At 70.6% G+C, this 26,650-nt stretch carries 22 protein-coding genes and 1 tRNA gene; 17 read left to right on the plus strand and 6 right to left on the minus strand.

Going from position 1 to position 26,650, the window contains the following annotated elements:
- The 5 genes from ABZ406_RS22845 to ABZ406_RS22865 all read left to right on the plus strand — a co-directional run bounded on the left by ABZ406_RS22845 (position 1) and on the right by ABZ406_RS22865 (position 7,780).
- On the plus strand, positions 1 to 1,683 hold the full coding sequence (locus ABZ406_RS22845) for a lipid II flippase MurJ (protein ID WP_357765023.1): 1,683 nt from the start codon (positions 1 to 3) through the stop codon (positions 1,681 to 1,683).
- Positions 1,680 to 2,858, plus strand: coding sequence for a glycosyltransferase family 4 protein (locus ABZ406_RS22850; RefSeq protein WP_357765026.1), 1,179 nt, complete (start codon positions 1,680 to 1,682; stop codon positions 2,856 to 2,858). The genes ABZ406_RS22845 and ABZ406_RS22850 overlap by 4 nt, the downstream gene beginning before the upstream one ends.
- On the plus strand, positions 2,858 to 5,263 hold the full coding sequence (locus tag ABZ406_RS22855; protein WP_357765029.1) for a hypothetical protein: 2,406 nt from the start codon (positions 2,858 to 2,860) through the stop codon (positions 5,261 to 5,263). Before ABZ406_RS22850 ends, ABZ406_RS22855 begins: the two co-directional genes overlap by 1 nt.
- A 163-nt stretch (positions 5,264 to 5,426) precedes the next feature.
- Positions 5,427 to 7,178: a CTP synthase gene (locus tag ABZ406_RS22860; protein WP_357765032.1), complete on the plus strand. Its 1,752-nt coding sequence runs from the start codon at positions 5,427 to 5,429 to the stop codon at positions 7,176 to 7,178.
- A complete protein-coding gene (locus ABZ406_RS22865; protein WP_357765035.1) occupies positions 7,175 to 7,780 on the plus strand; it encodes an NUDIX hydrolase in 606 nt (201 codons plus the stop codon). Before ABZ406_RS22860 ends, ABZ406_RS22865 begins: the two co-directional genes overlap by 4 nt.
- 84 nt (positions 7,781 to 7,864) lie before the next feature.
- Here ABZ406_RS22865 and ABZ406_RS22870 read toward each other — a convergent pair whose 3' ends face one another.
- Positions 7,865 to 8,206 carry a TM2 domain-containing protein gene (locus tag ABZ406_RS22870; RefSeq protein ID WP_357765272.1) on the minus strand — a complete coding sequence of 114 codons (342 nt, stop codon included), beginning with the start codon at positions 8,204 to 8,206 and terminating at the stop codon, positions 7,865 to 7,867.
- A gap of 227 nt (positions 8,207 to 8,433) precedes the next feature.
- Between ABZ406_RS22870 and ald the strand changes: the two genes are divergently transcribed.
- The 10 genes from ald to ABZ406_RS22920 all read left to right on the plus strand — a co-directional run bounded on the left by ald (position 8,434) and on the right by ABZ406_RS22920 (position 17,714).
- Positions 8,434 to 9,549: an alanine dehydrogenase gene (gene ald, locus ABZ406_RS22875; protein ID WP_357765038.1), complete on the plus strand. Its 1,116-nt coding sequence runs from the start codon at positions 8,434 to 8,436 to the stop codon at positions 9,547 to 9,549.
- A gap of 38 nt (positions 9,550 to 9,587) precedes the next feature.
- Positions 9,588 to 10,553, plus strand: coding sequence for a site-specific tyrosine recombinase XerD (locus ABZ406_RS22880; protein WP_357765041.1), 966 nt, complete (start codon positions 9,588 to 9,590; stop codon positions 10,551 to 10,553).
- 180 nt (positions 10,554 to 10,733) lie between these two features.
- Complete coding sequence (locus tag ABZ406_RS22885; protein WP_357765274.1) at positions 10,734 to 11,657, plus strand: ParA family protein; 924 nt, start codon at positions 10,734 to 10,736, stop codon at positions 11,655 to 11,657.
- A 23-nt stretch (positions 11,658 to 11,680) separates the two neighbouring features.
- The gene (locus tag ABZ406_RS22890) at positions 11,681 to 12,670 is read left to right on the plus strand and encodes a segregation/condensation protein A (RefSeq protein ID WP_357765044.1); all 990 of its coding nucleotides are present in this window, start codon (positions 11,681 to 11,683) and stop codon (positions 12,668 to 12,670) included.
- The gene (gene scpB, locus ABZ406_RS22895; protein WP_357765047.1) at positions 12,663 to 13,595 is read left to right on the plus strand and encodes an SMC-Scp complex subunit ScpB; all 933 of its coding nucleotides are present in this window, start codon (positions 12,663 to 12,665) and stop codon (positions 13,593 to 13,595) included. Before ABZ406_RS22890 ends, scpB begins: the two co-directional genes overlap by 8 nt.
- Positions 13,582 to 14,352: a pseudouridine synthase gene (locus ABZ406_RS22900; protein WP_357765050.1), complete on the plus strand. Its 771-nt coding sequence runs from the start codon at positions 13,582 to 13,584 to the stop codon at positions 14,350 to 14,352. The genes scpB and ABZ406_RS22900 overlap by 14 nt, the downstream gene beginning before the upstream one ends.
- A 196-nt stretch (positions 14,353 to 14,548) precedes the next feature.
- On the plus strand, positions 14,549 to 15,229 hold the full coding sequence (gene cmk / locus ABZ406_RS22905; protein WP_357765053.1) for a (d)CMP kinase: 681 nt from the start codon (positions 14,549 to 14,551) through the stop codon (positions 15,227 to 15,229).
- A 49-nt stretch (positions 15,230 to 15,278) separates the two neighbouring features.
- Positions 15,279 to 16,685 carry a ribosome biogenesis GTPase Der gene (gene der, locus ABZ406_RS22910; protein ID WP_357765056.1) on the plus strand — a complete coding sequence of 469 codons (1,407 nt, stop codon included), beginning with the start codon at positions 15,279 to 15,281 and terminating at the stop codon, positions 16,683 to 16,685.
- A gap of 197 nt (positions 16,686 to 16,882) precedes the next feature.
- Positions 16,883 to 16,956: transfer RNA gene (locus tag ABZ406_RS22915), tRNA-Pro, on the plus strand.
- Between the two features lie 416 nt (positions 16,957 to 17,372).
- Positions 17,373 to 17,714, plus strand: coding sequence for a hypothetical protein (locus ABZ406_RS22920; RefSeq protein WP_357765058.1), 342 nt, complete (start codon positions 17,373 to 17,375; stop codon positions 17,712 to 17,714).
- Between the two features lie 72 nt (positions 17,715 to 17,786).
- On the opposite strand, the gene ABZ406_RS22925 is transcribed toward ABZ406_RS22920, so the two are convergent.
- Genes ABZ406_RS22925 through ABZ406_RS22940 form a run of 4 tightly spaced genes read right to left on the minus strand, consistent with a single transcriptional unit; the run spans position 17,787 to position 23,696 of the window.
- Positions 17,787 to 20,483: a bpX6 domain-containing protein gene (locus ABZ406_RS22925; RefSeq protein WP_357765061.1), complete on the minus strand. Its 2,697-nt coding sequence runs from the start codon at positions 20,481 to 20,483 to the stop codon at positions 17,787 to 17,789.
- Complete coding sequence (locus ABZ406_RS22930) at positions 20,480 to 22,147, minus strand: hypothetical protein (RefSeq protein WP_357765064.1); 1,668 nt, start codon at positions 22,145 to 22,147, stop codon at positions 20,480 to 20,482. Before ABZ406_RS22930 ends, ABZ406_RS22925 begins: the two co-directional genes overlap by 4 nt.
- The gene (locus ABZ406_RS22935) at positions 22,144 to 22,554 is read right to left on the minus strand and encodes a hypothetical protein (RefSeq protein WP_357765067.1); all 411 of its coding nucleotides are present in this window, start codon (positions 22,552 to 22,554) and stop codon (positions 22,144 to 22,146) included. The genes ABZ406_RS22930 and ABZ406_RS22935 overlap by 4 nt, the downstream gene beginning before the upstream one ends.
- Positions 22,551 to 23,696: an AAA family ATPase gene (locus ABZ406_RS22940; protein WP_357765277.1), complete on the minus strand. Its 1,146-nt coding sequence runs from the start codon at positions 23,694 to 23,696 to the stop codon at positions 22,551 to 22,553. Before ABZ406_RS22940 ends, ABZ406_RS22935 begins: the two co-directional genes overlap by 4 nt.
- Positions 23,697 to 24,222: 526 nt before the next feature.
- Between ABZ406_RS22940 and ABZ406_RS22945 the strand changes: the two genes are divergently transcribed.
- Positions 24,223 to 25,179 (plus strand): tyrosine-type recombinase/integrase, encoded by a 957-nt coding sequence (locus ABZ406_RS22945; RefSeq protein ID WP_357765070.1) that lies wholly within the window; start codon positions 24,223 to 24,225, stop codon positions 25,177 to 25,179.
- Between the two features lie 321 nt (positions 25,180 to 25,500).
- On the opposite strand, the gene ABZ406_RS22950 is transcribed toward ABZ406_RS22945, so the two are convergent.
- Positions 25,501 to 25,893 carry a hypothetical protein gene (locus tag ABZ406_RS22950; protein WP_357765072.1) on the minus strand — a complete coding sequence of 131 codons (393 nt, stop codon included), beginning with the start codon at positions 25,891 to 25,893 and terminating at the stop codon, positions 25,501 to 25,503.
- 224 nt (positions 25,894 to 26,117) lie between these two features.
- Here ABZ406_RS22950 and ABZ406_RS22955 point away from each other — a divergent pair, with 224 nt between their 5' ends.
- The gene (locus ABZ406_RS22955; RefSeq protein ID WP_357765074.1) at positions 26,118 to 26,618 is read left to right on the plus strand and encodes an HAD domain-containing protein; all 501 of its coding nucleotides are present in this window, start codon (positions 26,118 to 26,120) and stop codon (positions 26,616 to 26,618) included.
- Positions 26,619 to 26,650 lie beyond the last annotated feature (32 nt).

Raw genomic sequence — 26,650 nt, forward strand, 5'->3', positions numbered from 1 at the left:
GTGAACAGACCGGCACCCCTCGCCGGCGCCGGCCGGCTGGCCGGGGCAGCCGCGCTCATCGCCGTCCTCACCGTCGCCAGCCGACTCGCCGGCTTCGGCCGCACCGCCGTCTTCACCTGGGTGGTCGAGCAGAGCGACCTGGGCGGCATGTACGTCATCGCCAACACGGTGCCGAACATCGTCTTCGAGATCGTCGCGGGTGGGGCGTTGGCCAGCCTGGTCGTGCCCCTGCTGGCGGGGGCGGTCGCGGCCGGGGACCGCCGGACGGTGGCGGCCACCACTGGTGCCCTGCTGACCTGGACGGTGAGCCTGCTGGTTCCCCTCGCCGTGCTCGTCGTCCTGTTCGCCGACCCGATCATCTCGCTGATCAGCGAGGGCCGGTCGGCGTCGGAACTGGCCTCCGGGGCCCGGATGTTGCGCGTGTTCGCCCCGCAGTTGCCGCTCTACGGGATCGGCATCGTGCTCACCGGTGTCCTCCAGGCGCACCGACGTTTCGCGTGGCCGGTCATCGCGCCGCTGCTGTCCAGCCTCACCGTGGTCGTCGTCTACGTGGCCTTCGGCGCCGCCCAGGGTCGCGGCGTGGCGGTGGCCCAGGTCGGCCGCAGCGGCGAGTTGCTCCTGTCCGGCGGCACCACACTGGGTGTGGTCGTGCTGTCGCTGTCGCTGCTGATCCCGCTGCGCCGGTTACGGCTGCGGCCCCGGTTCGGGTACGCGTTCACCGCCGACGCCCGGGCGCGGATCGGCGGGTTGGCCACTGCCGGCGCGGTGACGGTGGCCGCGCAGCAGATCGCGCTCCTGGTGGTCCTGAACCGGGTCTCCGGAGGGCCGACCGGTTCCCCGCAGGTGTTCAACCTGGCTCAGGCGATCTACCTGCTGCCGTGGGCGGTCCTCGCCGTGCCGTTGGCGGTGGCGTCCTATCCCACCCTGGCCACCGCCAGCGCCGCCGGTGACGAGGACGGCTTTCGGCGGACCCTCTCCGGCACGGTCCGCGGTGTGCTGCTCTTCAGCTGCCTGGGTGTCGCGGCACTGATCGGCACCGCGCAACCGATCGCCGCCCTCTTCTACCCGGACAGTCCGGCGTCCACCGCGGCGGCCATCAGCGGGTTCGCGCCGGGGCTGCTCGGCTACGGCCTGTTCGCGGTGCTGTCCCGGGCGCTGTACGCGCGCGGCGACACCCGGTCGGCGACGGTGGCGATCACCCTCGGCTGGCTTGTCGTGCCGGCCGTGGCGCTGCCGTTGACGGTGCTGCTTCCCACCGCCGACCGGGTGCTCGCCGTGGCGTCCGCGAACTCGGTGGGGATGCTCGTGCTCGGCGCGTTGCTGCTCGTGGCGGTGCTGCGCGGTGTCGGCCGGTCCGCCCTCGCGGGAGTGGCCCGGGCCGGGGCGGCCGGTGGCCTCGCCGGAGTGCTCGCCGGGCTCGCCGGGTGGGGCCTCACCCGGTGGCTCGACGGGCCGGACGACGGCACCCCGACGATGGCGGCGGCGTTGGGTCAGGGCATGCTGTCCGGGGTTCTGGTTGGTGTGGTGTTCCTCTCCGTGGTCTGGTTCGTCGACCGGCGGGACGTCCAGCCACTGCTCGCCGGGGCGCTGCGGCGTCTGGGCCGGCGGGGGCCGTCCGGCGGTGCGCCGCCGGGCACGGGCTCCCCGCAGCGGGGCGACGGGAAGGAGACGGTGGGCCAGTGAGCGCGGGACATGAGCCAGCTCCCTCCACCGGGTGGTCGGGCACCGTCGCGTTGGTGCTCGCGTCCAGCACCGGTGGGGTCGGCCAGCACGTCCGCTCGGTGGCCCGTGGCCTCGTCGCGGGCGGCGCCACCGTCCTGGTGTGCGGGCCGGCCGCCACCCAGGAACAGTTCGACTTCACCGGTGTCGGTGCCCGGTTCGAGCCGGTCGAGATCCCGGCCAGCCCGACTCCGGCCGACGCCCGGGCGGTGCTCGTGCTGCGCCGGGTGCTCGCCGCCGCCGCCGTCGACGTGGTGCACGCGCACGGCCTGCGGGCCGGTCTGGTCGCCGTGCTGGCCCGTCCGGCCGCCCCGCTGATCGTCACCTGGCACAACGCGGTGCTCGCCGGGGGACTGCGGGGCGGGGTGTCCCGGCTCGTCGAACGGGTGGTGGCCCGCGGCGTCCGGGTGGCGCTCGGGGCTTCCTCGGATCTGGTGCGACGGGCCGCCGAGGTGGGCGCCGCCGACGCCCGGCTCGCCCCGGTCGCCGCGCCGACGCTGCCGATGCCGCGTCGACGCCGGGCGGCGGTACGCGCCGAGTTCGGTGTCCGCCCGGACCAGCCGCTGATCCTCTCGGTCGGCCGGTTGCATCCGCAGAAGCGCTACGACGTGCTCATCGACGCGGCGGCCCGCTGGCGTACGCGTACCCCGCCGCCGGTGGTGGTGATCGCGGGCAGCGGGCCGGCGTATCTGCCGCTCGCCGCACGGACTTCGGCGGCCCGGGCGCCGGTGACCCTGCTGGGGCACCGTACCGACGTGGCCGACCTGCTCGTCGGCGCCGACCTGGCGGTGGTGACGAGCGACTGGGAGGCGCGGCAGCTCTTCGCCCAGGAGGCGCTGCGCGCCGGTGTGCCGTTGGTGGCCACCGCGGTGGGTGGCCTCCCCGAGTTGGTCGGTGACGCCGCCACGTGGGTGCCCGCCGGTGACGTGGACGCCGTCGACGCGGCCGTTCGCGCGTTGCTGGACGACCCGGCGGCCCGGGCGGAGTGGGGCCGGCGTGGCGCCGACCGGGCGGCGACCTGGCCGACCGAGGAGGACACCGTCGCCGCGCTGGCCGCCCTCTACGCCGAGCTGACCGGGGATCCGGGTGGCCCGGCGGCCGCCCCGGGCTCCGACGCCCCGAGAACGGGACACCGGTGATGCTGCGCCGAATCGCTCCCGCCCTGTTGACGGTCCTCGTGGTGGCGCTCGGCGTCACCGCGCTCGCCGCCCGCCCACCCCAGGGCACCCCGCAACGTACCGCCGACTTCGTGGTGCTCGCCGGGATTGCCGGGCTGCGCTGGGAGGACGTGGACCCGCAGAGCACCCCGACGCTGTGGCGGATGGCCGAGGAGGGGTCGATCGGCTCCCTGTCGGTGCGCTCCGCGCACCGACCCACCTGCCCGGTTGACGGCTGGTTGACGATGGGCGCGGGCAGTTTCGCCGCCTGGAACGGCAGCCGGTCGGTCGACGGTTGCCCGTCGGCCGGTGTGACAGTGGAACAGCCGGACGGTATCGGGGCGAACCTGCCCGACCAGGAGGGCGTGGTCCAGTACAACCAGCAGCGACTGCCCTGGGGTGCCGTGCCCGGCTCGTTGTCGGAGTCGGTGCGGTGTTCCGTCGCCGTGGGTCCGGGCGCGGCAGTGGCCGCCGCCCGACCGTTCGGCCGTGTCGACAGGTACGCCTCGGGGCTGCCGGCCGATCCGCGGCCACTGCTCGGCTCGTGTGTGCTGAGCATCGTCGACCTGGGCACGGTGGCGGGGGCCGACCCGGCGACCCGCGCCGAGGAGGCCCGCGCGGCGGACGCCCAGCTGGCCCGGGTGCTGGCGGCGCGACCCCCGCGGTCGTTGGTGCTCGTCGCGGGGATCTCCGACACCGCGCAGCCGTCGCGGCTGCACGTGGCGGTCGCCGACGGGCCGGGCTGGGGGAAAGGGTGGCTCACCTCGGCCAGCACGGGCCGGGACGGGTACCTGCAACTCGTCGACCTGGCGCCGACGGCCCTCGCCGCGTTGGGTCGGCCCATGCCGGAGCGGCTCTTCCTCGGCCGCCCGGCGCTCAGCACCGGTGGCCGTCCCGCCGACCTGGCCGAGGCCATCGACGCGCCGGCGAACGCCGACCGGGAGGCGGCCGCCCAGCGTTCCGTCTCGAAGGTGTTCTTCGCGCTGCTCGCCGGGGTGCAGGTGCTGCTGGCGTTCGCGATCCTGCCGCTGCTGCGCCGGGCCCGTCCGCACGCCGGCCCGGCCGGTCCGACGCCCGTCTCCGGGCGGGTCGTGGCGGTGATGGAGTTGCTGCTCGTCGCCGCGGCGTTGACAGTGCCGGCTGCGCTGCTGGCCGACGCGGTGCCCTGGTGGCGAGGGGAGCACCCCGGGTGGATCTTCGCCGGGGTGACCGCGCTGCTGGTGGTCGCCGGCACCGCGGCGGTGCGGTTCGCCCCCGGGTACGCGGGCACCCTCGGGCCGGTCGGCGCGGTGGCCGGCCTCAGCACGCTCGTGGTCGGGCTGGACGTGCTCACCGGGGCCCGCCTCCAGCTCAACGGCGTGGTCGGCTACTCGGCGTTGCAGGGCGGCCGGTACGCGGGGCTGAGCACGGTGGGGTTGGGGGTGTTCCTCGCCGGCGCGTTGCTCAGCGGCGGCTGGTTCGCCCAACGGGTGCACCGGGGCTGGCGTCCGGCGGTGATGGTGGCGGTGGGTGGTCTGGCCGTGGTGGTGGTCGGCAGCCCGTACCTGGGTGCCGACCCGGTCGGCGCTATCGCGCTCACCGCCGGGGTGAGCGTCGCCGCCGTGATCAGCGCCGGCGGCTGGTTGACGATCAGTCGGCTGGCCTGGGCCACGATGGCGGCGCTGGCGGTCGGCATCGGGTTCGCCGTGGTGGACCTGCGGCGTCCTCCGGCGGAGCGGGGCAGCCTGGGCCGGTTCCTGTCCGCGCTCGGTGACGGCACCGGCGGGTTCGCCGTGCACCGGTCCAGCACGGAGAATTTCGAGACGCTCGTCAACAGCCCGTTGACGGTGCTGGCGCTTGCCGGTGGGTTGCTCGTGTGGTTCGCCCTGTTGCAGCCGTGGGGTGGGCTGATGCGGCTGTTCGGCATCTACCCGGCGGTCCGGGCCGCGCTGGCGGGCACCGTGGTCGCCGCGGTGCTCGGTGGTGTGCTCGACGGGGCGGCACTGGACCTGATGGGCGCTGCCGCCGCCCTGGTGGTGCCGATGGCGGCCCTGGCGTCGCTGCGGGTGCTCGGGCACGCCGCGGACCGGACCAGGCCGGCTCCGGGTCGCCCGCGCGCCACCGGCGCCGACGACGACTCGGGGCCCGGTGGGGTCGGTCCGGTCGGTGGAGGTGACGGCCCGACCGGTGGCGGTGGACCCCTGGGCGCGGTGCACCCCCGTCCGATCAGCGGCCCGCCCGCGAGCGCACCGGCGACTGTCGCCCGAGCGGCGGACCCGCCGGGCGACGAGGGCGTCGACGAACCGGCCAACCCGACGGTGAGCGGATCGACGACGGGGCCCGCGCCGACGGTGCCGGTGCCGCCCCGGCAGGTCTCCCGGTCATCGACGGAGGTTGCCGCGCCCTGAGCACCGGACCTCGTCCCGATGGCCCGGAGGTGTCGCAGCCGGGGTGCGGCCTGCGGGTACCCGCCCGGGAGGTGTTACCGTCGAATCCCGTGGATCGCGTGATCACTTTGCTGATCAAGCACGGCGGTCTGCATGACCGCGACAGACGACACGGGAGCAGGCCTTGGCCCCATCAGCACGGACGACCAGGCACATTTTCGTCACCGGGGGCGTCGCCTCCTCGCTGGGTAAGGGCCTCACCGCCTCCAGCCTCGGCAACCTGCTGACCGCGCGCGGGTTGCGCGTGGTGATGCAGAAGCTCGACCCCTACCTGAACGTCGACCCGGGGACGATGAACCCGTTCCAGCACGGTGAGGTCTTCGTCACCGAGGACGGCGCCGAGACGGACCTCGACGTCGGGCACTACGAGCGGTTCCTCGACCGGGCGCTGTCCGGCAAGGCGAACGTCACCACCGGCCAGATCTACTCCGACGTGATCGCGAAGGAGCGGCGCGGCGAGTACCTGGGTGACACCGTCCAGGTCATTCCGCACATCACCAACGAGATCAAGTCGCGGATCCTGGCGATGGCCGACCCGGACGACGACGGCCAGCTCCCCGACGTGGTGATCACCGAGGTCGGTGGCACTGTCGGCGACATCGAATCGCTGCCGTTCCTGGAGGCGATCCGTCAGGTCCGCCACGACCTGGGCCGCGACAACTGCTTCTACCTGCACGTCTCGCTGGTGCCGTACCTGGCGCCGTCGGGTGAGCTGAAGACCAAGCCGACCCAGCACTCGGTGGCGCAGCTACGCAACATCGGTATCCAGCCGGACGCGATAGTGCTCCGCTGCGACCGGGAGATCCCGGTGAAGCTCAAGGAGAAGCTGTCGCTCTACTGCGACGTGGACGCCGAGGCGGTCGTCGCCTGCCCGGACGCCCCGAGCATCTACGACATCCCGAAGGTGCTGCACCGGGAGGGCCTCGACGCGTACGTGGTGCGCCGGCTCGGCCTCTCCTTCCGGGACGTGGACTGGGCCAGCTGGGACGACCTGCTGGAGCGGGTGCACCGCCCCCGGCACACGGTCACCGTCGCGGTGGTCGGCAAGTACGTCGACCTGCCCGACGCGTACCTGTCGGTGAGTGAGGCGATCCGGGCGGCGGGCTTCGGTCACCGGGCTCGGGTGCAGCTCAAGTGGGTGCCCAGCGACGAGTGCGTCACCCCCGCCGGTGCCGCTGCGGCGTTGGCCGGCGTGGACGGCATCCTCATCCCCGGCGGTTTCGGGGTACGCGGCATCGAGGGCAAGGTCGGCACCGCCCGGTACGCCCGCGAGGCCGGCATCCCGTTGCTCGGCCTCTGCCTGGGCCTGCAGTGCATGACCATCGAGGTGGCCCGGCACCTGGCCGACCTGGACGGCGCCAACTCGGTGGAGTTCGACGAGCAGGCGGCCCACCCGGTCATCGCCACGATGGCCGACCAGGAGGACATCGTCGCCGGTCGGGGCGACCTGGGCGGCACCATGCGGCTGGGCGCGTACCCGGCGACGTTGACCGAGGGCTCGATCGTCGCCGAGGCGTACGGCAGCACCGAGATCAGCGAGCGGCACCGCCACCGGTACGAGGTGAACAACGCCTACCGGGACGCGCTGACGAAGGCGGGCCTGCACATCTCCGGCACGTCGCCGGACGGCCGGCTGGTCGAGTTCGTCGAGCTGGACCGCAGCCTGCACCCGTTCTTCGTGGCCACCCAGGCGCACCCCGAGTTGAAGAGCCGCCCGACCCGCCCGCACCCGTTGTTCGCCTCGTTCGTGAGGGCCGCTGTGACGTACTCGCAGGCCGACCAGTTGCCTGTCGACCTGGACGCGGCGGCGGAGGCCCCGGCGACGCGTAAGGCCGCCCGCAACGGCGCCGCGACGAAGGCGTCGTCGGCCTCGTGAGCGAGCTGGAGCACCGCTACGAGGTGCGTTCCCGGGAGGAGCGCTACCGGGGGCGGATCTTCGACGTGGTCACCGAGGAGGTGACCATGCCGGGCGGTGGGACGGGGCTGCGTGACCTCGTCCGGCACGTCGGGGCGGTGGCCGTGGTGGCGCTCGACGACGCCGGCCAGGTGGTGCTGATCAGGCAGTACCGGCATCCGGTCGGGCGGCACCTGTGGGAGCTGCCGGCCGGTCTGATGGACGTCTCCGGTGAGGAGTTGCCGGCGGCGGCGCTGCGGGAGTTGGCCGAGGAGGCGGACCTCACCGCCGGGCGGGTCGACGTTCTGGTGGATCTGCACAGTTCGCCGGGGTTCACCAACGAGATCGTCCGGGTGTTCCTGGCCCGCGACCTGGGTGACGTGCCGGCCGACGAGCGGCACGAGCGCCACGACGAGGAGGCCGACCTCCAGGTCGTCCGGATCGACCTGGACGAGGCGGTCGCCATGGTCCTGGCCGGTGAGATCACCAACGCGTCGGCGGTGGCCGGGCTGCTGGCCGCGGCCCGCGCCCGGGACACCGACTTCACGTCTCTGCGTCGGGCGGACGCGCCGCTGCCGCGCTGAGCGTCGCCGCCGGTCCAGCCGGTTGAGGGAGTACGCGCCAAAGGGGCCCCGCGGTCAGCCGCGGGGCCCCTTTCGCTGTCAGGTCTAGGAGTCGCGCAGCGGACGGCCCTGCGCATCAGTGCCGCCGTTGACCAGGATGAGGATGCCGTCGATGAGGCCCCAGAATGCGCCGAGGCCGCAGGTCACCACGCTCACGACGAGCTGGAGAACGGCGATCTTGGTGTGTCCGGTGTAGAACCGGCCGGCACCGAAGGTGCCGAGCAGGATGCCGAGGACACCCGCGACGATCTTGCTCTTGTCGGAGACGCCCTGCGGGTACCCCGGCTGGGGGTAACCGGGCTGGTAAGGAGGAGTGGTCATGGGCGGACACATTAGTGATCCACTCGCCTGCTGTCCGCACCGCCACCCGGCAGATGGGACGATAATGGTGAAACACTGTCCTGTTGGCTGATGTGACGATCGTCCGGCCGAACCGGGGCGATGCCCTGACACATCGTCAGGACACCCGGGCACCGGATGCCACTGTGCTGGCTCGCGACCGCGCCGGGCGGGCCTAGACTGCCGCCGCGGGACCGGTGTACCGCGGTGGCAAAGGGGCCGTCGCGGCACCGAGCAGTCGGGGGAGAGCAGCCCCGAAGAGAGGTGTCTGCATCGTGAAGGTCGGAATCCCACGCGAGGTCAAGAACCACGAGTACCGCGTGGCGATCACGCCAGCGGGTGTCAACGAGTTCACCCGCAGCGGCCACCAGGTCTTCGTGGAGGCCGGCGCCGGGGTCGGCTCCAGCATCACCGACGAGGAGTTCACCGCCGCCGGCGCGACGATCCTCGCCACCGCCGACGAGGTGTGGGCGACCGCCGAGCTGGTGCTCAAGGTCAAGGAGCCGATCGCCGAGGAGTACCACCGCATGCGCGAGGGGCAGGTGCTCTTCACCTACCTGCACCTGGCCGCCTCCAAGGAGTGCACCGACGCGCTCGTCGACCGCAAGGTCACCGGCATCGCCTACGAGACAGTCGAGCTGCCCGACCGCTCGCTGCCCCTGCTCGCCCCGATGTCCGAGGTCGCCGGCCGGCTCGCCCCGCAGGTGGGCGCGTTCTACATGATGCGCACCGGTGGTGGGCGTGGTGTGCTGCCCGGTGGTGTCTCGGGCGTGTACGCGGCCAAGACCGTGGTCATCGGCGCCGGCGTCTCCGGCCTGAACGCCGCCGCGATCGCGTTGGGCCTGCAGTCCGAGGTGCTGCTGCTGGACAAGAACGTCGCCCGGCTGCGGCAGGCCGACGCGATCTACCGGGGCCACCTGCAGACCGTCGCGTCCAACGCGTACGAGGTCGAGCGGGCCGTACTCGACGCCGACCTGGTCATCGGCGCGGTGCTGGTGCCCGGCGCGAAGGCACCGACGCTGATCTCCAACGAGCTGGTCTCCCGGATGAAGCCGGGCAGTGTGCTCGTCGACATCGCCATCGACCAGGGCGGCTGCTTCGAGGACTCGCGCCCCACCACGCACGCCGACCCGGTCTACAAGGTGCACGAGTCGATCTTCTACTGCGTCGCGAACATGCCCGGCGCGGTGCCCAACACCAGCACGTACGCGCTGACGAACGTCACCCTGCCGTACGCCCTCGAACTGGCCAACCACGGCTGGCGCCAGGCGCTGCGCACCGACCCGGCGCTGGCACTGGGCCTGAACACCCACGCCGGTCAGGTCACCTACGGCCCGGTGGCCGAGGCGCACGGCATGGACGTGCTCCCGCTGGCCGACGCGCTCGCCTGAACGGTGGCGGGCTGACCGGCGACACGGACTCCGCCGGCGTGGGCGCCCTGCCCACGCCGGCGCTGCGCCGTGCCGTCCGCGGTTACCTCGACCACCTGACCGTCGAACGTGGCCTCTCCGCCAACACGCTCGCCTCGTACCGTCAGGATCTGGAGCGGTATCTCGCGACCCTCGCCGACGCCGGCGTCACCGACCTCGCGTCGGTCGGCGCCGGCGTCGTCGAGTCGCACCTGACGCGGCTGCGCGCCGGCGACGACGCGCACCCGCCCCTCGCCGTCTCCTCCGCCGCCCGCGCGGCCAGCGCGGTCCGCGGCCTGCACCGCTTCGCGCTGCGCGAGGGCCTGGCCGGCGCCGATCCGAGCCGGGACGTCCGCCCGCCCACGCCGCCCCGACGGCTGCCCCGGGCGCTTCCCGTCGACGACGTGGTCCGGCTGCTGGAAACCGCCGGCCCGATCACCGCCGCCGGCGACGACGCGCCCCTCGCGCTGCGCGACCGGGCGCTGCTGGAGTTCCTGTACGGCACCGGCGCGCGGATCTCCGAGGCCGTCGGCGCCGCGGTGGACGACCTCGACACCGACGAGGGAACGGTGCTGCTACGCGGCAAGGGCGGCCGGGTACGGCTGGTGCCGATCGGCGGGTACGCCGTCGACGCCGTCCGCGCCTACCTGGTCCGGGCCCGCCCCGGGCTGGCCGCCGCCGGCCGGGGCACCCCCGCGGTGTTCCTCAACGCCCGCGGCGGCGCGCTGACCCGGCAGGGGGCCTGGGGCATCCTGCGCCGCGCCGCCGACCGGGCCGGGCTGCCCGTCGACGGGCCGGCCGCCGTCTCCCCGCACACCCTTCGCCACTCGTACGCCACCCATCTGCTCGACGGCGGCGCCGACGTCCGGGTGGTCCAGGAACTGCTCGGACACGCGTCGGTGACCACCACCCAGGTCTACACGTTGGTCACCGTGGAGCGGTTGCGCGAGGTGTACGCCACCGCCCACCCGCGCGCCCGGGGCTGAACCGGTAGCGGTCGACGCCGACACGCCGGGCCGGTGCCGAACGCCCTGCTGGTCCGTGGCGTACAGTCGGCATCGGCGCGGACCTCCTGGAGCGACATGACCGGGGTGCGCAGCGGCGCCGCGAAGGACGTCGGACGGCTCCGACGCCGGGGTGGGTCGTCGGGAGGGGGCAACGAGCACATGGCTGGCAACGGTGACCGTGCCGAGACCTGGACGACGGAGCTCCGCGAGCAGCAGGCCACGCTCGGCGCGGACCTGGGTCCTGCGGACCCGGCGGCCTACACGATGCGCAAGCCCATCCCGGAGCCGATGCCGACTGATCGGCACGGCCCCGCGCGCATCATCGCGATGGCCAACCAGAAGGGTGGCGTCGGCAAGACCACCACCACCATCAACCTGGGCGCGGCGCTCGCCGAATACGGCCGCAAGGTGCTGCTCGTCGACTTCGACCCGCAGGGCGCGCTCTCGGTGGGGCTGGGCGTCAACCCGCACAACCTCGACCTGTCCATCTACAACCTGCTCATGCAGGACGACATCCTCGCCGAGGACGTCGTCATCAAGACCGACGTGGCGGGGCTGCACATCCTCCCGGCCAACATCGACCTCTCGGCCGCCGAGATTCAGCTGGTCAACGAGGTCGCCCGGGAGATGGCGCTGGCCCGGGTCCTGCGTACGGTCCGCAAGGAGTACGACTACATCCTGATCGACTGTCAGCCGTCGCTCGGCCTGCTGGCGATCAACGCGCTCACCGTCGCGCACGGCGTGCTCATCCCGCTGGAGTGCGAGTTCTTCAGCCTGCGCGGTGTGGCACTGCTGCTCGACACCATCGACAAGGTGCGCGAACGCCTCAACTTCGACCTGGAGCTCGAAGGCATCCTCGCCACCATGTACGACAGCCGCACCACACACTGCCGCCAGGTCCTCCAGCGGGTGGTGGAGGCGTTCGGCGACAAGGTCTACCAGACGGTCATCACCAAGACGGTCAAGTTCCCCGAGTCCACCGTGGCCGGTGCCCCCATCACGACGATGGACCCAGCCTCCTCCGGGGCACGGAACTACCGTCAGCTGGCCCGCGAGGTGATCGCCGCCCAGTCGGAGCGGTAGCCGGAACGCCCGGTGCCCGACTCGTGGACTACGGTCGTCCGGTGACCGCGCCACCCCTCGACCAGCCCGAGACCGCCGAAGCGGCAGTGGTCGACGGTGTGCAGCCCGCCGGGTTCACGGTCCGGCTGGCCAACTTCACCGGTCCCTTCGACCTGCTGCTGCAACTGATCGGCAAGCACAAACTCGACGTCACCGAGGTGGCCCTGCACACCGTCACCGACGAGTTCATCGCCTACATCAGGGCGATGGGCGACGACTGGGACCTGGACGAGGCAAGCGAGTTCCTGCTGATCGCCGCGACGCTGCTCGACCTGAAGGCGGCCCGACTGCTGCCCGCCGCCGACGTCGAGGACGAGGCCGACCTCGCCCTGCTGGAGGCACGGGACCTGCTCTTCGCCCGACTGTTGCAGTACAAGGCGTACAAGGAGGCGGCGGCGCACATCGCCGAGTTGGAAGCCGTCGGCGGCCGACGCTACCCGCGGGCGGTCAGCCTGGAGGCCCGCTACGCCGAGGCGCTGCCCGACCTGGTGCTCGGCATCGGCCCCCAACGGCTGTTGAAGCTGGCCGTGCGGGCGATGACCCCGAAACCGGTGCCCGAGGTCTCCATCGCCCACATCCACATGGTCCGGGTCAGTGTCCGAGAACACGCGGCCATCCTCGCCGCCCGCCTGCGCCGGGCCGGCACCGCGACGTTCTCACTGCTCTGCGCCGACTGCGAGGCCACCCTGGAGGTGGTGGCCCGGTTCCTCGCCCTGCTGGAGCTGTACCGGGAGGGCCTGGTGTCCTTCGTGCAGGAGGAGGCTCTGGAGGAGCTGACAGTGCGCTGGACCGGCCCGGCCGACGGCGACACCGAGCTGCACGTCGACGAGTACGCCGGCACCCCGACCGACCCGGAGACAGCGCCTGGTTCGGTGGGGCCTGAGCCGGCCGGGCCCGGGGCTGAGCCGGCGTTGGTGGGGGAGGCCGACGGGCCGGACGGGACGGACATGGCGGAAGGTGCGCGGGATGAGTGACGAGCAACGCCGGGACTCGCTGGCCGACCAGGCTGCCGCCTGGGTGCCCCCGTGGGACCGCCCCCGCCCGCCCACCGCCGACGACCCCCGGACGCCGGAGGGCGAGTCACCCACACCACCGGACACCGAAGAACCTGAAGCGACACCGCCCCCGGGCCCTCAGGTCGCCTCGGCTGAGCCAGACCGTGTTGAGCCGGCCTCCGACGACGCGGCCTCGGCTGAGCCAGACCGTGGCGAGGCACCCCCGGACGAGACGGGCTCGGTGGGACCGGAGCCCGCCGCGGTGACGGAGAGCACGCCGGGGGTTGGGGACGTACCCCGGCGGCAGCAGGCAGTGCGGCGGCGGGTGACTGTCGCGCCGGAGCCCGCGCCCGACCTGTCCGACACCGAGCTGCGCGGCGCGCTGGAGGCGATCCTGCTCGTCGTCGACGAGCCGGTCAGCGAGCTGGTCCTCGCCCAGGTGCTGGAGCAGCCCGCCGAGCGGGTCGGGCCGATGCTCGACGAGATCGCCGCCGGCTACACAGCGGCCGGGCACGGGTTCGAGCTGCGCCGGGCGGCCGGCGGGTGGCGGCTGTACACCCGACCGGAATACGCTACGTACGTTGAGCGGTTCGTGTTGGACGGGCAGTCCGTACGACTGACCCAGGCGGCGTTGGAGACGCTCGCCGTGGTCGCGTACAAGCAGCCGGTGACCCGTTCGCGAATCTCAGCCATCCGGGGTGTGAACTGCGACGGGGTCATCCGTACGCTGGTCACCCGCGGCCTCATCGAGGAGTGCGGCACCGAAACGGACAGCGGGGCGTTCCTGTACCAGACCACCACGCTGTTCCTGGAGAAGCTTGGGCTGAACACCGTCGACGAGCTGCCGCCCCTCGCCCCCTTCCTGCCCGACGACGTAGAAGAGCTTGCCGATGCGACCCGATAACCGTTCCCCGAAACCCGACGCCCCCGTCTACGAGGGGGCTGAGCGCCTGCAGAAGGTGCTCGCCGCCGCCGGCGTGGGTTCCCGGCGCGCCTGTGAGGATCTGATCTTCCGCCGCCGGGTCACCGTGGACGGGCGGGTCGCCAAGCTCGGCGACAAGGTCGACCCGGCCACGTCCGTGATCCACGTGGACGGGGAACGCCTCCAGGTCGACATTCGCCTGGTCTACGTGGCGATGAACAAGCCGCGCGGGGTGGTCACCTCGATGGCGGACGACAAGGGGCGCAACGAGCTGGCCGAGTTCATCGGCAACCGGGTGGAGCAGCGGGTCTACCACGTGGGGCGGCTCGACGCGGACAGTGAGGGCCTGCTGCTGCTCACCAACGACGGCACCCTCGCGCACAAGCTCATGCATCCCTCGTATCAGGTGTTGAAGACCTACCTCGCCGAGGTGGTCGGGCCGATCCCGCGCAACCTGAGCAAGCGGCTGCTGGCCGGCGTCGAGCTGGAGGACGGGCCGGTCACCGTCGACTCGTTCAAGGTGGTGGACACTCTGGGTAAATCCGCCCAGGTGGAGCTGAGCCTGCACGAGGGACGCAAGCACATCGTCCGACGCCTGATGGAGGAGGTCGGCCACCCGGTCACCCGGCTGGTGCGTACCTCGATCGGTCCGATCCGGCTCGGTGAACTGCGCACCGGGCGGATCCGGCGGCTGACGAACGCCGAGGTCGCCGCCCTGTTCACCGCGGTGGGTGACTGACCCCCGAGTTCGGGGAACGGCAGCCGGTAGGCTCCGGTTCGGCCGAGACGCGGTCCGTCCGGGTGGCGTGGGTCGCCTCCGGCGGTGTCGCACGCGGGTCCTTCAGAGGGTCCGGGCATGATTGATGACGATTGACAAACCGCTTGCGGCGCCAGCTCACCGGGCGATCCGTGAGGTACGGGCTGAGGAGGACACGGTGGAGGAAAACGTACGGGCCGGGCGATGTGTGGTCGCCGTGGACGGGCCATCCGGTTCGGGTAAGTCCACCGTGTCGCGGCGGCTCGCCGTGAGCATCGGTGCGCGCTACCTGGATACCGGGGCGATGTACCGGGCGATCACGTGGGCCGTGCTGCGCTCCGGCGTGGACCTCACCGACACCGCGTCGGTGGCCAAGGTCGCCGGTGAGGTCAACCTGCGCATCGGCACCCACCCGCAGGGGTATGCCGTGACCGTCGACGGTGTGGGTGTGGACGCGGACATCCGTGGCGCCGAGGTGACCGGCGCGGTCTCCGCCGTCGCCGCCATGGCGGCCGTTCGGGAGCTGCTCGTCACCCGTCAGCGCGAGATGATCGCCAACGCTGGTCGAATGGTGGTCGAGGGTCGCGACATCGGCTCGGTCGTGGCGCCGGACGCTGACCTGAAGGTCTTCCTGACCGCCTCCGAGGCGGCCCGCGCCGCCCGGCGCAGCGCCGAGGACTCCGCCGACGTTGCGGCCACCGCCGCCGACCTGGCGCGACGGGACCGTCTCGACTCCACGCGCAAGCTCAACCCGCTGGCCCAGGCGCCCGACGCGGTGGTGCTGGACACCACCGAGCTCAGCATCGACGAGGTCGTGGCGCGGATCCGCGACCTGCTCACCGAGCGGGGCGTGGCATGAACAGCGCGGTTGTGTCTCATGACGGTCCGGAGCGAACCGGAGGAGCGGCATGAGCACCGATGGTGGTGGGTGGGTCGAGCTGCGTGAGCCCGACGTCGTCGTCGAGGAACCGAGCGGCCCGCAGCCGGTGGTGGCAGTGGTCGGCCGCCCCAACGTGGGCAAGTCGACGCTTGTCAACCGGATCATCGGTCGTCGGCAGGCGGTCGTCGAGGACGTCCCGGGCGTGACCCGCGACCGGGTCCCGTACGACGCGCAGTGGAACGGCCGGGCGTTCACAGTGGTGGACACCGGCGGCTGGGAACCGGACGCCAAGGACCGGGCCGCGGCCATCGCGGCGCAGGCCGAGACGGCGGTCGTCACCGCCGACGTGGTGCTCTTCGTGGTCGACGCGATGGTGGGCTCCACCGACGTCGACGAGGCAGCGGTGAAGATGCTGCGGCGCAGCGCCAAGCCGGTGATCCTGGTGGCGAACAAGGCCGACAACAACTCCATCGAGATGGAGGCCACCTCGCTGTGGTCGCTCGGTCTCGGTGAGCCTTTCCCGGTGTCCGCGCTGCACGGACGTGGCTCCGGCGACCTGCTCGACGCCATCCTCGCCGCGCTGCCGGAGGCACCGGCGATCGTGGAGAACCGTCCGCGCGGGCCGCGCCGGGTAGCGCTTGTCGGGCGGCCGAACGTCGGCAAGTCCAGCCTGCTCAACCGGTTCTCCGGCGAGGAACGGGCCGTTGTCGACTCGGTGGCGGGCACCACTGTGGACCCGGTGGACAGCATGGTCGAGATCGGCGGCCAGACCTGGCAGCTCGTCGACACGGCCGGGCTGCGCAAGCGGGTCGGCAAGGCCAGCGGCACCGAGTACTACGCCAGCCTGCGTACCGCCGGCGCGATCGAGGCCGCCGAGGTGGCCGTGGTGCTGCTCGACTCCAGCGAACCCATCAGCGAGCAGGACCAGCGGATCCTGTCGATGGTGACCGAATCGGGCCGGGCGCTGGTCATCGCGTTCAACAAGTGGGACCTGGTCGACGCCGACCGTCGGTACTACCTGGACAAGGAGATCGACAGGGAGCTGCGCCGCATCCCCTGGGCGATCCGGCTGAACCTGTCGGCGATGACCGGCCGAGCCGTGGACAAACTGGCCCCAGCCCTGAACAAGGCGCTGGCCAGCTGGGAAACCCGCGTGCCGACCGCGCAGCTCAACCAGTGGCTCACCGCGCTGGTGCAGGCGACCCCGCACCCGATCCGCGGTGGACGCGCGCCGCGCATCCTGTTCGCGACGCAGGCTGGTGTGGCACCGCCACGGTTCGTGCTCTTCACCACCGGCCCGCTGGACGCCGGGTACCAACGCTTCGTCGAGCGCAAGCTCCGCGAGGAATTCGGGTACGAGGGCAGCCCCATCGAGATCTCCGTCCGCCCGCGCAAGAAGCTCGGCCCCGGTGGCCGAGGCAAGGCGCACGGCTGACGAGCTGCCGTTCTGCTTGACGAATGCCGGATGGGCGAACCAGCCCATCCGGCATTCCTGTCACCCCCACCCTCCTAGGACGCTTTAGGGGTTGTGCGGTGCGCCGGATGCCGGGTGGCACCGGTGGGGCCTGTGCGGACTACCCGGAGGTGCTGCGCTAAGCTGTATCGGCTGCCGCGGGGGAAACCACGCGGGGGCGGGACGTGGCGCAGCTTGGTAGCGCACTTGACTGGGGGTCAAGGGGTCGTCGGTTCGAATCCGGCCGTCCCGACCGATTGACCTGGGGAGATGAAGATCTTCTCGGGCAACGGCGGTAACATCCGGTAACGGATGATCTTTATTGGCGGCAACCGTGTGGATGGTTGGCCGTTGACGTGTCCGCTGCACAACGCTCTGACCTGCCGCTTCATCTCCGTTCCGGATGGAGCGGCAGTTTTGCTCTTGATTGCGCGTCAAGCGCTGCAGATGTTGCCACCTGTCGCTACGTCGTCCGGTCCCAGGAGCCTCGGCGCGGCAGGATTTCCGGTTAGCCCGGCTGCTGGCCTGAGTAAGGCGACGGTCGCAGGTACCGATGCCCTGTCCTGTTGATCACGTGAATGCGTGGCCTGGTCGTGTGCTCGCGGCTATCGGCCCCAGCCGGCACCTCGCCCGTGCCGCTGCAAGAGCCATCACGTCGCGTGCCACGATTTGATCCGCAGTCTTGAGCCGACCAACGTCACGCCCTCTCGCTGGTGGCTCGCGCCGCCTGAGCAGGTAGACGAGGCCGTTGCCCAACTGGTTGCTGACCTGAAGGCTTACGGCGAGCCGTTCTTGGCCAGGCATCAGACGTTGTCGGCCGTGATTGACACGCTGCCCGGACGGCCCAAGTCGCAGGTCGAGTACGGAACTTTGGTTGTCTGCCTGGCGATGTTGGGCGACCTGCCCAAGGCTCGCGCCATGCTTGCGCAGTTTGGGTCGACACGCCAGGTGTTCGCGGGAGGTCCAACCGAGACGTTTGTCCACAACTTCACCGAGCGGTTCGGCATTTAGAGGGCTCGCTCCGATCGTGGAAGCCAGGTGGTCGCGGCGATCAGGACGAGGCTGGCCCGTGAGGCCTCCGGTCTAGAGACGCGTCCGCAGGCGAGCGACCGCCTGGCGGAGCGTGAGGTCGATAACGACCAACCTGCCGTTCTGCTCCCACACTGTGAGGGCGTCAGCGTGGCGCCGGAAGCCAATTGCACCGTCAGCGGGCGGAAACACGACGCGCAGGTTGCCGTCAGCGATTTCCACAGTGGTGTCGTTTGGACGATCGATGCGTAGGGCGGACATCCCGCAGCTGGCCAACAGTGTCGGCTTCGTATCCACATCCCGGGCCTCTGCACCGTGCCCAATGACGTTATAGGTGTCGGAGTACTCGTCGTGCCTGGTAGTTATCAGCCTCGAGGAAGCGAGCAGGGCGCTGCCGGTGAGGCCGTTGAGATCAACTGTTCTTCGGGCCCGCAGCATGAGTGAGGGTAAGTCCCAGCGCCACACCTCGGTGCGGGCTGCGCTGGAGCCCAGTTGGTGGTTGACCTGGACCAGCGCGGCGAGGCTGGTCGGGCTCCGGGTGATGTCGAGAACCGCGATGGTGGGGTCCAGTTCACGCCAGGTGATGTGGGGGGTGTCGGCGGTCAGGTCGATGAATGCGATGCCGTCGTCGTCGACCACGGTGAGCAACGCACCGTCGTAGCTGGGCAGCACGTGGTGCGCGGTGATGACGACGGGCGGCCGGAGCCGGCGCGTGCTCAGGTTCAGGCTGCGGATTTCGCAGGCGGGACCGCGTCGCGCGACGAGCAGGACGTTGCCGCCGTGATCGGCGACGACAAGCTGGTGTGCGGGGGTGTCCCAGCTGGCACGGATTCGGCCATCCAGGCCGATCAGGCGTACACCGAATTCGCCGTGTGCGGTCAGGATGGTGCGGCCCGAGAGCAGGACTGCGTCGTGGATCGGCAGTTGCCCGGCCTCGTCGGTCGACGTGATGTCGATCGGGGTGTCCTGGGCAGGTGCTCGTCCGGCCGGCAGCGGTGGCAGGTCGGCGGCGGCCAGCCGGTCAGCCCGGCGCCGGAGCCTGCCGGCGATCCGCCTGCGCTCGTCGGCATCTCCGTTGGGATCACCTGCCGCATTGCGGACAATGAGACGCAGCGCGGCGGTGCAAAGCCGGCGGTCCTGTGCCTTGTCGGCGCAGTGCAGCTCGGACAGTGCCACCAGGAAGCCGCGTTGGGCCGGCGCCAATTCCTGGTCACGACCGTCGAGCAGCGTGATTGCGGTGGTCACCGTGTCGGTGCTCGGACGCCAGGTTACGAGGTGTGCGAACAGGTACCCCGCGGTGTGGCCGCTGAGCGTCATGCCGGCCTGGAGGTTCGTCACCACGAGCGGGCGCAGCTCGGTGTCCGGCCATGCCGCGTCAATGGCACCGACATGATCCTCGGCGGCCTGTCGTGCGCGCACCCACTCGGCCCGCAACTGTCGGGCAGCCACTGCGTCGACCCGGGCCAGTCGTTCGACAGCTCCGGCAAATGCGCCCCGTGACCGCGCAACGTGCAGCGCACGGTCACGCTCGCCGGCCCGCCACCACAGTCTTGCCGCCAGGTCCGGATCGAGCTCGCGTCCCTCGGCGAGGGTGGCGGCAAGGCGGTACTTGTGGTGTCGCTCCAGCAGTGCGACGGCCTCGCCCGGTAGACCAAGCAGGTCTGCGAGGACGAACGCGGATTCCTCGACGCGTCCGGCGCGGTCGAGCTCGGTGGCCGCCTGCCGGTAGAGCGTCCGCAGGTGTTGCTCGGCCCCGAAGCCGAGCGGGACCGTCGAACCGCCCTCGAGCTGGGCGTGCGGCACGAGATCCCCGGTGCGTGGTCGGGGAAGCCGAAGTGTCGGGCGCCCATTGGAACCACCGACAGCGATCGCCTCACGCAGCGCCTTGTCCCAGTCGCGACGCTCGAATGCGGCGTCGAGCCGCCGTAGGTAACGCTGCTGCGCGCTGATAGCCAGCCAGGCGGCTCGGCTGGTCAGCACGAGCCGGGCGAGCAGCGTGTTCCACCAGCCACCCGACGACGTGCCGCGACCAGTCTGCGTTGGGCCGTTGTCCGCCGCAGCGGTGGCGCCTGAAGCGATCACCATGCTGAGGCCGTACAGCAGGCCCGCGCCGACGCCGATAACCAGCATCCGGAGCGGCGCTGCGACGAGCGCGGCAAGGCTAAACACGAAAACGACCGCGGCGACCGCAGCGAGCTTCCCGGAAGCAGTGGGAGAGAGCCGCATTCGACGGTTCGGACGGGTCGACGCGGCCAGCAGCCGGCGGATCCGCCGCGGCGGCGGCGCGACACCGGCCACCGCGCGCAGGCCGGGTGCGGGTGTGGGCGGCTGCCAGGGCGATGGCGCGACCGCCGCGACAACGGGGCGGTCCAATGCCGCGAGCGGCTCGATCCGCAGGGCGGTCAGGTCGGTCCAGGAGTCCCGGTCGACGCGAGTCAGAGCCGCCCGGCTGACCAACATCGCCGCGCCGGCGCGGGGGATCAGCACGTCGCCGGGCGCGGCGCCCTCGACGGGTGTGCCGCTGAGGTGTAAGACGCCGCCGCTGTCGACGAGAACGAGGCCGGGAGCCAGTTCCGCGCGCACCTCGACCGCATGGTCGAACTCCAGCAGCCACGCCCCGCCGGGTAGCTCGAACAGTGCGGCTGCGGGCTGCCAGGCCTCGACGACCCGACGGCGCGCCTCGGCCTCCCCGATCAGGCAGACGTCGATCAGGAGTGCGCGGGCCGGGAGCCGGCCGCGGAACGAGCTCATCCGGTGCTCCGGACGGTACGCAGGATTTGGTTCGTGGCGAGGTCGACGACGTCGATCAGCCCTTCCGGGCGTGGCACCGCCAGCCATGGCTCGGTCGGATGCAGGGCCGGCTCGGCGATACCACCCGACCAGCGAGTAAGGGTCTGGGTTCGAGCCGGCGAGACCAGACGGACGATCAGTCCGCCGCTGGACAGGGTCACCAACTGCGGACCGTCGATGTCGACCATGCCGATCACCGTTGCCTCCTTCGTGACTGTCACGTCACCGACGAGACCGGCCGCAGCGTGGATGCGCCAGGTGGTGCCGCCCAACGACCAGGCCGTCCTCGTCCCGGCTCCGAGGACTACCTGAGCATCAGCGGGGATCCGCGCCCCACCGGCCACGCCCGTGACCCCGATATGGGTGCCGGCCCGCCAGGCCAAGCGCGGGTCGTCCATCTGCCTGCCGGGGGCAACCGTCACACACGACGACAGCTGGTGGCTGCCTTCGGTGGACAGACTCCACCAGTTGCCACCGAGCTGGCAGAGCAGGACACCCCCCTGGAAATAGAGTGGCGACAGCGCCCCTTCCGTGGCTGCCTCGACCTCGCTGACCGTCATGCCAATCGTGGCCAGTGGTACCGAGAGCTCCTGCAGTTGGCCCAGCGTCTTACCAGTCACGACAGCCCGTAGCGTCTCGTCGACGCAGGTCAGGACCACGAGCCGGCGACCCAACCAGGAGGCTGCCAGCGCCGGACCGGGCAGCTGGTGTCGTCGCGGTCGCCCGGTCGGCACCCGGACCGCGAGGACTACAGCAGGGCCGTCTCCACGGGCGATCAGGTACGGCGCGGCGCTCGGGAACATCGGCCTCCGCAGGGGAGCGGTGCCAGCGCTGACACCGACGGAGGCGTCACGGAAGCCGGTGCCGCGCAGGACCCGCAGGGCGACCTCACCGCGAGGCATCGGGAGATCGAGATGCCGCTCGCCGACGACGACTCGTACAACTGTCGCTCCGTCGACACCCCATTCCTGCTCGTTACTCACCAGCACCCGGCTCCTGTCGGGCAGGTGGCTGGCCAGTCGCGGCCCGGTCAGCAGCCAGGCCTGATCGGCCGCATCCAGCTGCTCCCTCCACTCCCTTACAGTCGACGGGGTCGGTTCGGCAGCTTTGCGGGCGACCAGCCAACCGGCGAGCTGTTTACTCAGTTCACCGCCCCGCCAGCTACCCGGCCGTTCACCCAGCACGCCGACCACCATTGACCGCCCCTGGCCGGCGGCCCGGCGATGCAGAACGATGAGCGCAGCGAGCTGGACCAGCCGGGCGGCACCAAGCTGCCCTGGGCCGGTGTCGACGAGGACGGCTACCCGTCCACGCAGCGCGGCCGATCGATTGGCCGGTGCCAGGTACAGAAGCTCCCCGCCGGCGGCGCGGCGAATGAACTCGTCCGGTAGCTCCTGCATCAGCAGCAACTGCGACGGGAGCAGCCGCTCGATGGTGCCACGTGCCGCCAGGCCGTCGTACCCGTCTGGCTGGCCGTCTTCCGTCGAGCCGCCCTCCGTCACGGGAAACAGGTCATTGATCTGTCGTACCAACGGGCCCATGGCAAGTGCCACATCGCTGGTCAATGCGGACAGCGCCGACGCCCAGGGAACCAGCGCTGCCGGGAGAGCCAAGCGGTCGGTCATGAGGATGCCAGCCGTGCGGGGTCGAGTGGTTCCCGCGGCAGCGGACCAGCCAGGACCAGTCCGGGCAACAATGCGATGAGTCCGGTCTGCTGGTTGGTGAGGTGGCGCAGAGGCTCGCGCAACAGATCCGCGCACGGCCACGGCTGGGCGAGCGTCGGTACCAGCACACCATCGTCCCAGCCGAGGTAGATGGCGCCGTCAGCCCACGGAAGCTCTGCCCGATCGCCAAGCACGATCAACCAGCCCTGTTCCCGGCCGGCGCAGGCACGTAGGTGGGCGCCTGCGGTTACCCGCATCAGCGCGTCCGCGCGCAACTCCGCCACCACCGCACCCGACGCTGCCACAGCCGCAGCGGGCAGCGGGGTGTCGCGTCCACGCCATTGCAGGGACAGGGGAGGCGCGCTCACCGCCGGATCGCGGCGACTAGGAGGCCGCGCATGTCCTGCAGCGCCTGCGGGGCATCGGCCAGGACGAACCCCGCGTCGATCTCCCGTAGCGTCGCTTCGTAGCGCAGCCGGCCGTCGTGCGTCAGCGGCCCGGTACCCAACTCGTCGAGCAGGCGCCGGCCAGCCTCGACCAGCCGGGCTGCACGGGCCTGCGGACCCCGGGCGAACTCCTCCGCCGCGTACACCAGACTGGCGTTTCGCCCCTGCGCCACCAGGTCTGACAGCACGTCCAGGGCCGAGGCTTGAGCGTCGAGTGTCGGCGCGATCAACGGAAGCACCCAGAGGTCGTCGGCAGTCGCCGCACCGCGCCCGTCCAGGGTCGCCGCAGCGGCCACCAGGCGCTGCGAACGCACCACCCGACGGTCACTGAGCGGTACGCCGGCTTGGCGCATCTGACGGATCGCGGACGCCAGCAGGCCGTGCACACCCTTAAGGTCACATTCACGAGCCGCCTGAGAAAGCCGATCCAACGCCGGCAGCATCGATCCCGTCAGATCGGGCGGCCGAGAACCCACGTTCCACCCCACCTCCAGCAGCTCGTCGAGTCGCGCGTCCGGGACCGGAGTGACGAAGACGCGAGCCAGAAACCGGTCCGCGAACGCGGCGAGAGCGGGATCATCAGGCAAGCTGTTTGCGGCGCCCACGCAGACACGCAGCGGGCACGACAGGACACTTGATCCGCGCCGAAACACTCGTTCGTTCAAAATCCCCAGCAGTGTATTGAGGACCGCCGTCGAACCGAGAAAGACCTCGTCGAGGAACGCCACCTCCGCCTCGGGCAGCATGCCCGAGGTCTCGAACTCCACCGACCCCTCACGTAACCGGCGGAGGTCGACAGGGCCGAAAATCTCGTTCGGCTCGGTGAACCGTCCCAGCAGGTACTCGAAGTACCGACCGCCGAGCTGGTCAGCCGTTCGCCGTACGGCCTCAGACTTGGCGGTGCCCGGTGCGCCGATGACGAGCACATGCTCGCCAGCGACGGCACAGAGCACGACAACCTCGGCGACCACCTCCCGGTCGACAAGACCGGTTTGTGCCCGCGTGATGGCTTCGCGAAGGACGATGGCGTCCGTCGACAAGGGGGCCGGCTGCATGGAGATCATTTGCACCGGCGAAGTCTACGAAATCAGAGCCTTCACCGAGTACCACAATCTTTGCCAGATGCGGTGCGACGATGCGCTCCAGTCGGCGTTCCCAGATGTGCCGTGCACGCGCTGGGCATGAAGCCCTGCAGAACCGCGCTGGGTGGTGGCGGTCTGCCTGGCTGCGTCTTCGCGACGAAACTACCCGAACCTGGCGGCACCAATGGTCCTTGACTTCTCGCGGCAACGGGAACGGTAACGACGAGAGTGTGTGGGTGGCGTCGTGCCCAACACCGGGTGGCAGGGGCCGTCATGGGGAGATATCGCTCTGTCCGGATTGGAGGACGCACAAATAGATTCCGGCATGCCGTGACAGAATCGTTGTAAAACTGGGGGTCAAGGGGTCGTCGGTTCGAATCCGGCCGTCCCGACAGCGAGAGGGTTTCCACAGGTCAGAGCCTGTGGAAACCCTCTTTTTTGTGTTCACGGTGGTTCGTCGAGGTCGAGCACGCCGCTTATCGACCCCTTGACTCGACGGGTGACCGACATGGCTCTACTGAACCTCACCAAGCTCACCACCGACCTGTCCACGACCTGGGCGGGATACCTCCGGGACTGGGACCGGACGCTGCGGGCGGGCAACTACCCGGAGACGACCCGGTACAACTACCTCCTCGCCGCGGCGCAGTTGGCCCGCTATCTGGCCGAGCACTCGCCCGACCCCGATGCCGCCGACGCTGCGGAGGACGCCACGGAGGTGAGCCGTGGGCATGCGGAGGCGTTTCAGGCGTGGATGATCGAGACCCGGTCCGCGCCGACCGCGTTGAACAAGCACAAAGGTCTGCAGCAGTTCTTCAAGTGGTTGCTGGCTGAGGAGGACATCGACCGTTCTCCGATGGATCGGGTCCGACAGCCCAAGACGCCCCAGAAGCTGATCCCGATCATCCGGGACGAGGACACGAAGAAGCTCCTCGACGCCTGCAAGGGCAAGACCTTTCCGCACCTGCGCGACGAGGCGATCATTCGCCTGTACTACAACACGGGAGCGCGTTTGTCGGAGGTCGGCAACCTGCTGCTCGATGATGTCGACCTGAACACGGAGTCGGTGCACTACCACGGCAAGGGTGCCAAGGACCGCCGGGTGCGATTCGGGCCGAAGACGGCGCGGGCCATCAGCCGCTACCTACGGGCGCGGGGCAAGCACAAGGGATCGGAGCTGCCGGATCTGTGGCTCGCCGACCGTGGTGGGCGGAGGTTGGCGGCCAACGGCATCAAGATTCGCCTGAAGCGGTTGGGTCTCGCCGCGGGCGTGGCGAACGTGCACGCCCACCGCTGGCGGCACAACTTCGCCCACGAGTGGAAGCGTGCCGGCGGGAACACCGGTGACCTGATGCTGCTGTTGGGCTGGACCTCGGAGGACATGCCCCGGCACTACGGCGCCAGCGCGGCGGCCGAACGGGCCCAGGAGATCCAGGTGCAACTGGGCATCGGGGAAGGGGTGTAGACGCGGGCAACACGGTCGGCCGGTCCGAGTACCTTGGCCGACCGCGTTGCTCCCGTCGTCGATCGGCGGACCCGAGTCGAGTCAGGCTGGATTCGGCTCACTGGCTCCGGTGCAGATTTCGGTACGACCGGTTGTACACAGCAGCATCCGAGTAGCCGGCCTAATGCTGATCGGCATCCATGACGCCTGTAGGACCGGCCGACGGTCCGATTGCTGACGTTGCATAAGGGTGACCTACCAGTGACGGGCGGCTCGGCGTTCGGATCTGCCGATGAGCGGGTAGGAGATCATGCGCGATGATCCGGTGCGGCATAGGAGGCGTCACTGTTCGGGTGCTGAGCTGAACTTTCGTGTATTGCCACGTGCCAGTACTTCTTTGATCATCGGTCGGGTGTAGGCCTTCTCCGGATCCTCCGAAGCATCGCCGCCGTGGTAATACTCGCCTTCGTCGAACGCCTCGAACACGTCAAGAAACACCTCGGGTAGCGCTGTGTCGAGGGTGGCCGTGTGGTGAGCATGAAACCAGTTGACAATCTCGTCGCACGTCCCAAACGGCAAGCGGCCCTGGTCATAGCGGGTGGCCAGTTCCATGGCCAGACCATCCAGGAAGGCGTCGTAGTCGAGCCGGGTCCACGCCGTCCATCGTTCGATGTCCTCCGTTCCCGTGATAATTTCCTCGCCGCGCGCGTCCCGGCTGACGAGCTCTGTCAGCACCTCGCTTATCCGCATACGGAATTTCACCACGTACGCGACCGCCCGACGACTCTCTTGTCGATCATCCAGTAGTTCCCTGCCTCGAGTACCGGTGAGCCGGCAGAGGCCATGCACGCTTCTGCCGCCAGGCGGGCGGTTGCGTCAGATACGGGTCGTGAGGCGGACGAGCGCTGATCGGCGATGACCGGTACGGTGCGGCGGTGTCTGTAAGCGACGGACGACCGTTGATCTTTGTCGACATCGACGGCGTGCTCATCCCGTTCCGGGCCCGGCCGGCCAGTGCCGAGGGTCAGCGCAGCGGCAGCGTGGGAGACGGTCCCGACTGTGACGGCAATCCTCTGCTGGATCGTCTCGAACCCGACGACGGTCGCCGGCTGCTCGCCTTGCCCGGTGAACTGGCCTGGGCGAGTACGTGGATGGCTGAGGCAAACGAGGTGGTGGCACCTCGGCTCGGCCTGCCTGCACTACCTGTGGTCGGCTGGATCGACGTTGACAAGGAACCGCCGTACGGCGTGCATTGGAAGACCGCGTCGTTAGTGCGGTGGGCGACAGATCGTCCGTTCGTCTGGCTCGACGACGAGATCACCGACGCCGACCGGCGATGGGTTGCCGCACACCACCCGTACCCGGCGCTGCTGCACCGTATTGACCCGCAGCTGGGACTTACCGACATCGACCTCACGGCAGTGCGTCAATGGCTCTGCCACCGGGGCGAGACCAATTGATCCGCTGCGCCATGCATAGCGGGATCGGCTCG

The sequence above is a fragment of the Micromonospora sp. NPDC005710 genome, assembly GCF_040630995.1.
Classification (GTDB): domain Bacteria; phylum Actinomycetota; class Actinomycetes; order Mycobacteriales; family Micromonosporaceae; genus Micromonospora.

Excerpts from the sequence above, each read along its gene's own strand:
- ABZ406_RS22855 (WP_357765029.1), top strand. The coding sequence starts at position 2,858 with ATGCTGCGCCGAATCGCTCCCGCCCTGTTGACGGTCCTCGTGGTGGCG.
- ABZ406_RS22885 (WP_357765274.1), top strand. The coding sequence starts at position 10,734 with ATGGCTGGCAACGGTGACCGTGCCGAGACCTGGACGACGGAGCTCCGC.
- scpB (WP_357765047.1), top strand. The coding sequence starts at position 12,663 with ATGAGTGACGAGCAACGCCGGGACTCGCTGGCCGACCAGGCTGCCGCC.
- ABZ406_RS22900 (WP_357765050.1), top strand. The coding sequence starts at position 13,582 with ATGCGACCCGATAACCGTTCCCCGAAACCCGACGCCCCCGTCTACGAG.
- der (WP_357765056.1), top strand. The coding sequence starts at position 15,279 with ATGAGCACCGATGGTGGTGGGTGGGTCGAGCTGCGTGAGCCCGACGTC.
- ABZ406_RS22925 (WP_357765061.1), bottom strand. The coding sequence starts at position 20,483 with ATGAGCTCGTTCCGCGGCCGGCTCCCGGCCCGCGCACTCCTGATCGAC.
- ABZ406_RS22930 (WP_357765064.1), bottom strand. The coding sequence starts at position 22,147 with ATGACCGACCGCTTGGCTCTCCCGGCAGCGCTGGTTCCCTGGGCGTCG.
- ABZ406_RS22940 (WP_357765277.1), bottom strand. The coding sequence starts at position 23,696 with ATGATCTCCATGCAGCCGGCCCCCTTGTCGACGGACGCCATCGTCCTT.
- ABZ406_RS22945 (WP_357765070.1), top strand. The coding sequence starts at position 24,223 with ATGGCTCTACTGAACCTCACCAAGCTCACCACCGACCTGTCCACGACC.